11 protein-coding genes are annotated in these 11119 nt (G+C 62.5%); 4 read left to right on the plus strand and 7 right to left on the minus strand.

Features of this window, described 5'->3' with window-relative positions; genetic code table 11:
- Positions 1–10: 10 nt before the first annotated feature.
- From XH85_RS40905 to XH85_RS40925, 5 genes are all read right to left on the minus strand, one after another.
- Entirely contained in the window at positions 11–958 is a 948-nt protein-coding gene (locus XH85_RS40905; protein ID WP_128936432.1) for a sulfonate ABC transporter substrate-binding protein, read from the minus strand.
- 526 nt (positions 959–1484) lie between these two features.
- Positions 1485–2648 (minus strand): cytochrome P450, encoded by a 1164-nt coding sequence (locus XH85_RS40910; RefSeq protein ID WP_128936433.1) that lies wholly within the window; start codon positions 2646–2648, stop codon positions 1485–1487.
- A gap of 89 nt (positions 2649–2737) precedes the next feature.
- A complete protein-coding gene (locus tag XH85_RS40915) occupies positions 2738–3610 on the minus strand; it encodes a L,D-transpeptidase (RefSeq protein WP_164940589.1) in 873 nt (290 codons plus the stop codon).
- Positions 3611–3934: 324 nt separating this feature from the next.
- Positions 3935–4717, minus strand: coding sequence for a helix-turn-helix transcriptional regulator (locus tag XH85_RS40920; protein WP_128936435.1), 783 nt, complete (start codon positions 4715–4717; stop codon positions 3935–3937).
- A 172-nt stretch (positions 4718–4889) separates the two neighbouring features.
- Complete coding sequence (locus XH85_RS40925; protein ID WP_128934711.1) at positions 4890–6329, minus strand: IS1182 family transposase; 1440 nt, start codon at positions 6327–6329, stop codon at positions 4890–4892.
- 226 nt (positions 6330–6555) lie between these two features.
- Here XH85_RS40925 and XH85_RS40930 point away from each other — a divergent pair, with 226 nt between their 5' ends.
- Together XH85_RS40930 and XH85_RS40935 are read left to right on the plus strand one after the other, a co-directional pair.
- Positions 6556–7827, plus strand: coding sequence for an SDR family oxidoreductase (locus XH85_RS40930; RefSeq protein WP_128936436.1), 1272 nt, complete (start codon positions 6556–6558; stop codon positions 7825–7827).
- Positions 7827–8306, plus strand: coding sequence for a DUF2269 family protein (locus XH85_RS40935; protein ID WP_128936437.1), 480 nt, complete (start codon positions 7827–7829; stop codon positions 8304–8306). The genes XH85_RS40930 and XH85_RS40935 overlap by 1 nt, the downstream gene beginning before the upstream one ends.
- Before the next feature lie 63 nt (positions 8307–8369).
- Here XH85_RS40935 and XH85_RS40940 read toward each other — a convergent pair whose 3' ends face one another.
- Together XH85_RS40940 and XH85_RS40945 are read right to left on the minus strand one after the other, a co-directional pair.
- A complete protein-coding gene (locus tag XH85_RS40940; RefSeq protein WP_206732766.1) occupies positions 8370–8870 on the minus strand; it encodes a septal ring lytic transglycosylase RlpA family protein in 501 nt (166 codons plus the stop codon).
- Between the two features lie 216 nt (positions 8871–9086).
- Positions 9087–10292 carry an LLM class flavin-dependent oxidoreductase gene (locus XH85_RS40945; RefSeq protein WP_164934743.1) on the minus strand — a complete coding sequence of 402 codons (1206 nt, stop codon included), beginning with the start codon at positions 10290–10292 and terminating at the stop codon, positions 9087–9089.
- A 262-nt stretch (positions 10293–10554) separates the two neighbouring features.
- On the opposite strand from XH85_RS40945, the gene napE reads away from it, so the two are divergent.
- Complete coding sequence (napE, locus tag XH85_RS40950; RefSeq protein WP_128936439.1) at positions 10555–10740, plus strand: periplasmic nitrate reductase, NapE protein; 186 nt, start codon at positions 10555–10557, stop codon at positions 10738–10740.
- Positions 10741–10766: 26 nt separating this feature from the next.
- Positions 10767–11111: a chaperone NapD gene (locus XH85_RS40955; protein WP_128936440.1), complete on the plus strand. Its 345-nt coding sequence runs from the start codon at positions 10767–10769 to the stop codon at positions 11109–11111.
- The last annotated feature ends 8 nt before the right edge of the window (positions 11112–11119 follow it).

The following is an 11119-nucleotide window of genomic DNA, read 5'->3' on the forward strand; positions in this document are numbered from 1 at the left end:
GTCGGCACGATCAGGCTGCCGGGTTGCGCCAGACGATGTCGCGGATGACGATCGGCTTCGGGATCAGGCCGAGCTTGTAGAAGCGGTCGGCAACGCCCTGCTGGGTCGCAACGATGTCATCGGTGACGGGCCCGACCACGAAGTTCGCGCGATTGGCCGCGACGGTCTGAATGTCCAGCGGGACGCCGGTGATCGCGGCGAGCGATTTGGCGACCTCGTCGCGGTGCTGTTCGGCCCATTTACCCGCCGCGGTCGTCACATCGACGATCTGTTGCAGGACCGCCCCGTGGTTCTTCGCGAATTCGCGATTGGCGATGTAGAAGGAGTTGGTCCTGGTGACGTCGCGCGAATTGATCAGGATGCGGCCGCCCTGCTTGGTCTCGCCGATCGCAAAGTAAGGATCCCAGATCGCCCAGGCCTCGATGCTGCCATTGGCAAAGGCAGGCCCGGCATCCGGCGGCGTGAGATAGACCGGCGTGATGTCGGCATAGGTGAGGCCCGCCTTCTCCAGGGTCTGCAACACGATGTTGTGCGCGCTGGAGCCCTTGGTGAAGCCGACGCGCTTGCCCTTGAGATCAGCGATGGAGCGGATCGGCGAATCCTTCGGCACCAGGATGCCCTGGCCGTTGGTGATGGGCTGGCCCGCAGCATAGACGATCGCGGCGCCCGCGGCCTGGGCGAACACCGGCGGGGAATCGCCGACCGCGCCGAAATCGACGCTGCCGACATTCATGGCTTCCATCATCGGCGGGCCCGAAGAGAACTCGATCCATTTCACGTCGATACCTTGCGGCGTGAAATGTTTTTCCAGCGCGGCCTGCTGGCGCGCGATCACCAGCACGCCGGTCTTCTGGTAGCCGATACGAATTTCCTTCACCGCGCCTTGCGCGTTGGCGCGGGACGCGAACGCTGCGGCCGCAGTTCCAACGGAAAGCTTCAGAAAGTCCCGACGCTGCATTCAACACTCCCGGCCGCACGCGGCCGTCATTCATTCGCGTGTATCGAATGATGGTGCGGCTTATCGGAGGTGTCGAGACGTGCGGAGAAATAGCGATACGAGCACTGCGCGCGAGGCCGCGCGCATGATCAATCTTTCAATCGGGCAAGCGAATGCAGCTCGAATTTTTTCTGCACGCGAATGTGACAATCGCACGCCCCGGTAAGAAAGTGCGAAAACAACCCCATGCACAGTAGCCAACGTCTTGCTTCAACACGGATTTCTTATTTTACGAAATTCGTTTGACGCGTCGGGCAAAACAGTGGCATTATGTCATCGTCGCGGACTAGGAGCCGTGTGGCGCGAAGCTCCATGCACCACCTCCACCGTCATTCCCCGCGAAAGCGGGGAATCCAGTCTCCCAGAGGCGTCAATGCTTCACACAACCGCCGCGGCGTACTGGATCGCCCGGTCAAGCCGGGCGATGACACCGCAGTTGAGGCAACCACTTGCGTCCCGTTGGCGCGAAGCGCAGATACATTGCAGGCTAATTCCACCTCATCGGCAGATTGAGCAGCCCCCTGAACGCCCAGCCGCCGATCCGCACCGGCTCGTCGTCAGCGATCTCGAGCTGCTTGACGCGCGCGAACACGGTCGGCAGCGCGACGTCGGCGATCATGGCGCGGGAAGCCCAGGCGCCGGCGCAGAAATGCGGGCCGGCGCCAAAGGCGACGCTCTTCGACGTGTCTCGTCTCACGTCAAACTGGTCGGCACGCTCAAAATGCTTCTCGTCGCGATTGGCCGAGCCGAACATCAGGAACACGCGCTCATCGAGCTCGAATGAGACGTCGCGGATGCTCCAAGGTCTTGCGATGCGGCGCGGCGACATGCCGATCGGCGAGATCCAGCGGGCGTATTCCTCGAAGGCCTGGAGCCAGGACACCTCGCCCCTGCGCACGAGATCGAGCTGGTCGGGATGGGTGAGCAGCGCCCAGACCGTGCCGGCGATGGCCTTGCGCGGCTCGTTCTGGCCGCCTGAGATCGCGAGCTTGACGTTGGCGCGCACGCTCTCCATGGGCATGCCGGAGGCGAGGAGCACGCCGAGGATGCTCTGGTCGGGATTTTTGCGCATGACCGGCAGGATGTCGTCGATCGCGGCGTCGATGCCTGACGTCGCGGCATGGCAGCGCGCCTCGACCGCGGGATCGCCGGCATAGTTGGCGATGCCCTCGATCATGCCCTGCGACCACGCATCCATGTCCTGGAAACCGATATTGGTGAGGCCGGTGATCGACTTCAGACATTCGCCGGAGAACGGCAAGGCGAAGTCGCGCATGAAATCGATGCGCCCGGGTTCGATCGCGTCGATGATGCGGTCGGCATGGGCCTGGAACTGCGCCGTCCAGTGCGCCTTCACCGTCTTCGGCGACACCGTCGGAAACATCGCGCGGCGCTCGACCTGATGCGCCTCGCCGTCCTTGCGCATCATGTTGTGGCCCATCAGCCGGTTCATCAGGCCCGCCGGCTGGTGCGAGGAGAACACGTCGATCTGCTTCTCGGAGATCGAGATGTCGTCGCGGCTCGTCAGCAGCGTCGAGCCGAGCTGCGGCACGAAGGCGATCGGCGCCTTCTTGCGCATTTCCGCGAGCATCGGATAGGGATCGGCCCAGAATGTATCAGGGTCGATGTCGATGCGCGGCGCGGTGCTCAAGGCGGTCTCCCCTGGATTCTCGTTTGTTCCAGGCCAGACTAGCGAACTCCGCAACCGGCGTCTGTCCCTAGCGATAGGGACGGACTGAGTTACTGGGCCTCGGCGATCTTCGGTCCAGATGACGGCATCTGCGCGTTAGTTGCCGAGGGCCGGTTCGGCGGCGATGCCGGGTCCGGCGATCGGGAAGCGGCGTCTAGCGGCGCTCCCTGGGATGGTCGACGGGCAGCGATTGCCGGAAGCACGATCACTTTCGCCCCGACCTTCACCCGCTCATAAAGGTCCACGACGTCCTCATTGGTCAGCCGGATACAGCCGGACGAAACCCGCTTCCCGATCGTATCGGGCTTGTTGGTGCCGTGAATTCTATATTCGGTCTCGCCGAGATACATCGCCCGCGCGCCGAGCGGGTTGCCGGGACCGCCTGCCATGAACCTCGGCAGATAAGGCTGACGCGAGACCATCTCCGCAGGCGGATGCCAATCCGGCCATTCTGCTTTGCGGGCCACAGTCTGTTCACCGGACCATGTGAAACCTTCGCGGCCGACACCGATGCCGTAGCGCATCGCCTGCCTGTCGTTCAGAACGAAATAAAGGAAAGTGTTTCCGGTATCGATGATCACGGTGCCCGGCGTCTGATGGCTGGCGTAGTCAACCACCTGCCGGACAAATGCTCCGGGACCGTCAGCGGCTTTTGGTGGTTCGACCAGAGGCGCCGGAGCCGGAATCGGAGCCGGAGCAGGAGCCGGCGCTGCCGCCGCTGCGCGAACTGGAGTTGCCACGTAAACCGGAGTTGACGACGCCTGGGCTTGTTGCGCGGCCGGTTTTCGGATCGGTTGCACGCTCGTCGGGCGAGACAGCAAACTGTACCCCACTACGGCGATGGCCACGGCGCCAATCGCGACTCTCGCGACCATTGGTATCGCGAGCGTCTCTGCCTTTCCACGTTTCGCCCGCTTACCCATATCTTTCCCCAGGTCACTGTGCCTGGAAGAGGTACCCAGCAAAATTTAAGAAACTTCGAAGCGATGTCGCTCAGACTGAAACCGTCAGCGATGGTTAACGCCGAATCCTTGTTCGGCAGCATCAAAATCGGGAGTACCGCTTGATACTCAGGTCCCGACGTGGACGACGCGCTTCTCATCGCGAAACGAGTCGAGGTCCGGCGGAGCGGACACGCTACGTCCCTTTATCGACGGCGGCTTCAGGTCAAAAGGCGACGATCATGACGGGCGGGCTGCGTATCCGCTTTGCTCTCGGAAGCAGATATCGCGGACTTGGAGTACCCGTCAGTTCAGGCTGCGGGGACCCGCAAGCAGGCGCAGCACGATCGCGAACAATTCATTCTGCGAGGAGATGCCGAGCCGCTCATAGGCGCGCTTGCGATAGGTCAGGATCGAATGCAGGCTGATGCCGAGCCCTTTCGAGATCGCCTCGGAGCTGTAGCCTGCGAGGATGTGCCGGCAGACCTCCTGCTCGCGCGGGGTGAGCCCGGCAAGCGGCGCGCGCGTCGCGAACAAGGCAGCTAAAGACTGATCGGGCGTTGCGGTCTGCTGAAAATGACGCGCGACGCTCGCGCCGATCGCCGGTGCAATCGCCCAAAGCCGCTCGCGCTGCGTGGCGCTGAATCGGCCTTGCGCGGTGATGCGGTAGAAATTCACGTAGAAGCAGGTGTCATCGACCCAGATCGCGGTCGCGCATTTGTCGACGATGCCGGAATCCTGGAAGAAGATTTTCCGGTAGCGCGCCCCATACATGCGCGGCGCGAACGCGGGCAGCATGATCGGCGCGCCGCTCTCGCGTTCGAACAGCGTATCCCGGTTGGGATCGGATTCGTGGAAATGTCCGGCATAGGCGGCACCGAGATCACCGCCGATGGGGATGTTGCCGGCATCGAGCAGGCAGCGCGCAGCGCCGGCGCGGCTCAACGCGAACACCATGCAATGGCCGACATCGGCCTGCCGCCGCAGAGTGTCGATCAGCACATTTGGAAAATCGGAGCGGCCGATGGCGAGCACCGTCGACGTGACATCGCCACCCACTGAATGTGCAGGTACCGCGTGAGACCGCATCGCTCTCTCCCTAGCGCTTTGTGCCGATTTTACCAGCAACTGCGATAGGTCGAAAGGCTGCAACGGGGTCAAAAACTGCCATGGACCAAGGCCGATATAGTGTCCGCGATGGGTCTTGGCCGTGTAAAAACGGCCTTACAGGACCATCAGTCTTGCCAAAACTGGTCCGGTCTCAGGCCGCGATCGCGGCGATCAGCGGCCTGATCCCGAGGATATTCATTGCTCGGGTCAGATTGTAGGCCAGAACCGAGAGGGCCATCTCGGCGGCTACCTTTGGGAGGGTTTTGGTCAGGAAGTGCGTTGCTCCCATGCGTGCCTTCATCGTGCCGAACGGGTGCTCGACAGTCTCGCGACGAAGGCGCATAGCGAGCGGGTTCGCATCGAGCCGCTGCTGCACGGCGTCGAGCAGATCCTCGTGCTCCCATCGCGTGATCCGTCGCTCTGACCCGGGCGTACACTGGGGTTTGATCGAGCAATTCTTACAGGCGCTGGTCCAGTATCGCCGCAGCATCTTGTCGGCTTCTTCGTTTGTATAGCGATACGGCAATCGCTCCCCGGCCGGACAACGATAGGCGTCTTCCTCCGGCAAATAGACAAAGTCCTGCTTACCGAAGCGTCCGTCCGACTTGGCGCCCGAAGTCATCGGCTTAGGCAGAGTTACCGTGATGCCGGCCTCGTGGCAGGCGAGGATCTCCGGGCTGCTGAAGTAGCCGCGATCGGCAACGGCCTCGAGCGTCTCAGCCTTCAGAACAGCCTTCGCCTGCCTGGCCATATTGGCAAGTTGTGCCCGATCTGAGCCGCTGTTCGTCACCTCATGCGCGATGATCAGGTGATTGTCGGTATCGACGGCGACTTGGACATTGTAGCCGACAACGCCGGATCCGCGGCCACTGGTTGCCATCGAACGGCTATCCGGATCGGTCAGGGAGATTTGCTGATCCGGCGAAGCAAGCATCTGCTTCTCATAGGCAGCAAGCTTGCCCATCTCCCCCTTCAGCTTCGTCAGCTTCTCGGTAAGCCTCGTCACCTTCGCCGCCAGCGCCTCGCTCGGCTGCTGTCGGTCGGCCGTGTCAAGTTGGCTCAAATAGCGCGCGACGCTCTCCTCCAACTGAGCACGCCGCCGCTCCACCTTCGCGCGCGTGAAGTTCCTGTCCCGGTTGTTCACGGCCTTGAACTTGCTCCCATCGATGGCGACGCTCGCCGTCGTGAGAAGACCCATCCCGCGGCAGAGCTCGACAAAACGCACACAGACCTTACGCAGCCCGACGCTGTTGTCCTTGCGGAAGTCCGCGATCGTCTTGTGATCAGGAGCAAGCCGACCCAGCAGCCACATCACCTCGATGTTCCGTCCAGCCTCTCGTTCCAGCCGCCGGCTTGACTGTACCCGGTTCAGATAGCCGTAGATGTAAAGCTTCAGGAGAACCGAGGGGTGATACGACGGCCGGCCAGTCGCCGCCGGCGCAACTCCGCCGAAGCACATCTCGGCCAGATCAAGCGCATCGACAAACTCGTCGATCGCGCGAACAGGGTTGTTCTCGTCAATGAAATCATCGAGGCATTCAGGCAACAGCGTCCGCTGCCCACGATCCGCCTCTTCAACGAAGCGCCTCATCGATTCCCCCAAAGAATCACAGGAGAATCATAACAGCAGCCCAGCGTTTTCACACAGCCAGGGTCCAGAGGTGTAAGTGGTAACGGCCGGTAATCTAGGCGCTGGTTGCAGCGAACTCACCCGTTCCGCCGCGAGGAACGATCGCATCAGCCCCGCTTTATTCGTCAGCATCATCAGAGTTTGAAGCGGTTTGCGGTATCTGGGCCGCCAACCGAAGGACCCGGTAATGCGCATCCTTCTCGTTGGGGGTACGGGGCTTATCGGATCGGCAATCCACGCCAGGCTGTCCGCCGAAGGGCATGAATGCGTATTGGTGTCGCGTCATGCGGCGGCACCCGAAGCGCGCCACATCGCCCTCGATATTGCTCGGACCACCAATGCTTCGACATGGAAGAGCCTTCTTGCAGGCGTCGATGCCGTCATCAACGCGGCGGGTGCCCTGCAGGGACAGAACATGCAAGGCGTTCATGTCGCCGGCAGTGCGGCGCTTTATGCGGCCTGCGAAAGCGCGGGCGTCCGCCGTGTGATCCTGTTCTCGGCGATCGGCAGCAATCGCGATGCCCTGACCGATTTTTCCCGCACCAAACGGGACGGCGAAGCCGCCTTGATGGCGAGGGACCTCGATTGGGTCGTGCTGCGGCCTTCCGTCGTGGTGGGCCGGGCCGCCTATGGTGGCAGCGCGCTGTTGCGAGGGCTGGCATCACTACCGGTTCTACCGGTCATGCCGGACACGGCGGCGATCCAACCGGTGCATCTCGACGACGTCATCGACACGGTTGTGTTCTTCCTGCAACCCGGCGCGCCTTCCCGCCTCGCGCTTGATCTGGCCGGTCCGCGGCGGATGGCCTTCAGCGACGCGGTCGCGCTGTTTCGCTCTTGGCTGCGCTGGAGGCCGGCTTACCGCCTGCACCTGCCGTCCTGGGCGGCTTCGGCAGCCTATCGCGCCGGTGACGTTGCGCAGATGCTGGGCTGGGCAACGCCGGTCAACGCGACGGCACAGGGCGAGATGCGGCGCGGCGCGACCGGTGATCCCGAGCCCTGGCGTCAGGTCACCGGCATGAGGCCGCGCGATCTCGAAGTCGCGCTCACACGCGAACCCGCCTCGGTGCAGGAACGCTGGTTTGCACGGCTCTATGTGCTCAAGCCGCTGGTATTCGGCGTCTTCGGCCTGTTCTGGATCGCCACAGGCATCATCTCGCTCGGCCCGGGCTGGGAAATTGGAATGTCGTTGCTCCGGGAAGGCAGGCTGCAAGAACAGTTCGCGGCCCTCACCGTCATCGCCGGCGCACTCGCCGACATCGTCATTGGCCTTGCAATTCTTTACCGGCCTCTGAGCCGCTATGGGCTATGGGCAGCACTGATCATCTCGCTCACCTATGTCGTGATCGGTACGACACTGGTGCCGCGGCTGTGGGCCGATCCGCTCGGACCAATGCTGAAGATCTGGCCGGTGCTGATGCTCAATCTGGTCGCCATGGCGATCCGAGAGGATCGCTGATGCTCTATTTCCTTGTGAAGATGGTGCACATCATCGGTGCTGCGGTCCTGCTCGGCACCGGTGCCGGCATCGCCTTCTTCATGCTGGTGGCGCATCTACGCGGTGACCCGCGCGAGATCGCGGGGGTCGCGCGGACGGTCGTGCTGGCCGACTTCCTGTTCACGGCGAGCGCCGTGATCCTGCAGCCGATCACTGGCACATGGCTCGCCTGGTCAAGCGGGTATTCCCTTGGCGATGGCTGGATTGCGGCATCCATCGCACTCTATGTGGTGACCGGCGCCTTCTGGCTGCCTGTCGTGTGGCTGCAGATGCAAATGCGCGATCTTGCCGTCCGTGCGGTCGAGACCGACGCCAAGCTGCCCGCCGAGTATGACCGTCTCTTCCGATGGTGGTTCGCCTTCGGATTTCCGGCGTTCGCAGCGGTGCTGGCTATCTTCTGGCTGATGATCACACGCCCAGCTATTCCATACTGGGACTAGATTGACGCACCTCTTCAGAGCCTCGCTGTCCGGGACGTGCACTGCCTCTTCCACGTGGGATTTTCAGCCCACCGGGCCCAGTGTCCAATCGTCCCCTGAAAGCGGGCTGACCCTCACGTCCTTAATGACTCCGCGCTCCAGGCTCGGATCGAAATGGCGCATCGTGCGCTCGTTGAAGTCAATGATGCGGCCGGGCCTGAGTGGTCCGACGTCATTGATCTTGACGATGACCTTCTTGCCTGCGGCCTCGACGAGAGCATATTTCGGCCTCACACCAAATTGGACCCCACCAAATTTCCGGCGCAAGCTTGTCTTGATGGCAGCCGTCCAGGCAGAGGGATCATAACGCTCGCCAGACGCTGTGCGCGGACCGCCCTCCTCCTTGCCGGGTTTGAATGGATTGTACATGGATGCGGCGCCTACGACCGCATTCCCAGAGACGGCATCGACATCGACGACGGCATTTGAGTGACCCCCACGCGTTTCACTTCGAGCAACGGTAACAGAAACGGCAAGCGCAAGCAGGGCGCCGCAAATTGCGGCGCTCGAGCGGAACAGCATCATAACTCCTGTGATTTTTTCGTCGTCCGGTTCCCGACACCGCAAACAGGCGCAAGCGAACGCGGAAGCGTTCACGAAACTTGCGCCGATGTTTTGCGGATTCGCGCCAACCCCTTGGCTATGGAACCGTTGTGTGAACCAGGGCGGTTCCCACGCAGTGTTTTAAGTTGTCACCGACTAAGACAGAGATTGCGTCAGCAACATGACTTAACGAACGGCCTATTCCGCGGCCGCCTTCACCGGGGCGACGTTGATCGCGAGCTTGCCGTAGCGATCCGTAAAAGCCTGGGTGTCGATCTCTTCCAGCTTGATCTCGCCGCTCATCACACCCTGTTTCCACGCCGCCTGGGCCGGATCGTTCTGGAACTCCGGCATCACCTCGCGGCCGAACAGCTCGAGCGATTCGCAGATGTGCTCGTGGCTGTTCTTGCCGGCCTGGTTGAGCAGGATGACTTGGTCGATATGCGAAGACTGGAAGCGCTTCAGCTTCCTGCGGATGGTCTCGGGCGAGCCGATCAGGCCGCCGCGCAAGGCCGCCTCCTGCGCTTGCGGATTATCGCGCTTCCACTTGTTGTACTCGTCCCACATGTTGACGGTGCCGGGCGCAGGCCGCTGGCGGTTCTGCGAGGCGCCGTAGAAGCGCAGCGCGAACTGGAAGAAGGTGGCGCCGTCGGCGCGGGCACGCGCCTCTTCGTCGGTCTTGGCGCACATGAAGAACGAGACCAGCGCCATGTTCGGATTGATCTCGTAGTCGGCGAGCTTGGTGAGCCGCTTGGTCATCGCGTTGTAATAGGCGTGCACCCACGCATGCGCGGCGCCGGCACTGACGAACTGGAAGCCGAGCGCGCCAAAGCCGTGGCGGCCGGCGCGCTCGATGGTCGGCAGTTGCGAGCACGCCATCCACAGCGGCGGATGCGGCTTCTGCACCGGCTTCGGCACGACGTTGCGCAAGGGGATGTCGAAATACTTGCCGTGATGCTCGCTGCCGCCATCTTTGAACATCGGGAAGATCGCGGCTACGGCCTCCTCGAACACCTCCTTCTTGGACTCCATGTCGCGGCTGAACGGGGTGAGCTCGGTGATAGACGCGCTCTCGCCCATGCCGAATTCACAGCGCCCGTTACTGAGCAGATCGAGCACCGCGACGCGTTCGGCGACGCGCGCCGGGTGATTTGTCGTGAGCTGGAGGATGCCGTGGCCGAGCCTGATCTTCTGCGTGCGCTGGCTGGCAGCGGCGAGGAACGATTCCGGGGAAGGCGAGTGCGAATATTCTTCGAGGAAGTGATGCTCGACCACCCAGGCGTGGTCGTAGCCCAGCCTATCGGCAAGCTCCATCTGCGAGAGCGCGTTCTGGTAGAGCCTGAGTTCGTCGCCGGCCACCCAAGGCCGTGGCAGTTGCAGCTCGTAGAAGATGCCGAACTTCATGGCGTCGCTCTCCCGCATTGTTCTTGTTAAGCGCATCTTAATGCGCGAGGTGGCGCTGTCCACCGACTCGCAATTCCGTCATACGGACATCGCTCGGCATGGCGCGGAATCAACGCAACGCTAACGCTTGCTGTGTGCGACACGCCCTCGCCCTGAGCCGTTGATCCAAATCAAGGTAACTGGACCTCATCCTCCTAAGGTGCCGGCAGGTAACGGCCCGGATGCCGTCTCGCTTCCCATATCCCTATCAGAGAGTCCGAATATGTCGGCCCCTGACGACACGACAGATCGCGTGCGCCGTAAGCGCATGGAGATTTTCGCCTTCCTGTTCCTGACCGCGGTCGTGATGCCCGTCCTCGCGGTTGGGACCGTCGGCTCTTACGGCCTCGGCGTCTGGATCTACCAGATGTTCGCCGGCCCTCCCGGCCCGCCACCCTCCCCGCATTGATCCCTAAGAAGCGAAAGGCAGGCATCATGGCCCAAGCCTCACTGAACAAAGCCTCATTCAACAAGGCCACACTCAACCGCCGTGCCCTAATCACCGGCCGGGTGCTCAGCAATGAACGCATCATCCCGCCGCCGGGATGCGAGATCGCCAGCATCCTGGTGCAGGCGCGGCCCGAGCGGCTCGCTGAGGTCGAAGCCGAGATCACCGCGCTGGCCGGCTGCGAGATCCATGGCCGCGACGCGCGCGGCAAACTCGTCGTCGTGACCGAAGCGCCTGATGCCGGCAGCCTCGGCACCCTGCTCAACACCATCCAGTCGCTGCGAGACGTCTATTCCGCGGCGCTGGTCTTTCACGCCATCGAAACCGCCTGAAGGCCGGG

It is taken from the genome of Bradyrhizobium zhanjiangense (assembly GCF_004114935.1).
Lineage (GTDB): Bacteria > Pseudomonadota > Alphaproteobacteria > Rhizobiales > Xanthobacteraceae > Bradyrhizobium > Bradyrhizobium zhanjiangense.

What these genes read in the sequence shown, in the direction of transcription:
- XH85_RS40905 (WP_128936432.1), bottom strand. Translation starts at nt 958, where the DNA reads ATGCAGCGTCGGGACTTTCTGAAGCTTTCCGTTGGAACTGCGGCCGCA.
- XH85_RS40915 (WP_164940589.1), bottom strand. Translation starts at nt 3,610, where the DNA reads ATGGGTAAGCGGGCGAAACGTGGAAAGGCAGAGACGCTCGCGATACCA.
- XH85_RS40920 (WP_128936435.1), bottom strand. Translation starts at nt 4,717, where the DNA reads ATGCGGTCTCACGCGGTACCTGCACATTCAGTGGGTGGCGATGTCACG.
- XH85_RS40925 (WP_128934711.1), bottom strand. Translation starts at nt 6,329, where the DNA reads ATGAGGCGCTTCGTTGAAGAGGCGGATCGTGGGCAGCGGACGCTGTTG.
- XH85_RS40930 (WP_128936436.1), top strand. Translation starts at nt 6,556, where the DNA reads ATGCGCATCCTTCTCGTTGGGGGTACGGGGCTTATCGGATCGGCAATC.
- XH85_RS40935 (WP_128936437.1), top strand. Translation starts at nt 7,827, where the DNA reads ATGCTCTATTTCCTTGTGAAGATGGTGCACATCATCGGTGCTGCGGTC.
- XH85_RS40940 (WP_206732766.1), bottom strand. Translation starts at nt 8,870, where the DNA reads ATGATGCTGTTCCGCTCGAGCGCCGCAATTTGCGGCGCCCTGCTTGCG.
- XH85_RS40945 (WP_164934743.1), bottom strand. Translation starts at nt 10,292, where the DNA reads ATGAAGTTCGGCATCTTCTACGAGCTGCAACTGCCACGGCCTTGGGTG.
- napE (WP_128936439.1), top strand. Translation starts at nt 10,555, where the DNA reads ATGTCGGCCCCTGACGACACGACAGATCGCGTGCGCCGTAAGCGCATG.
- XH85_RS40955 (WP_128936440.1), top strand. Translation starts at nt 10,767, where the DNA reads ATGGCCCAAGCCTCACTGAACAAAGCCTCATTCAACAAGGCCACACTC.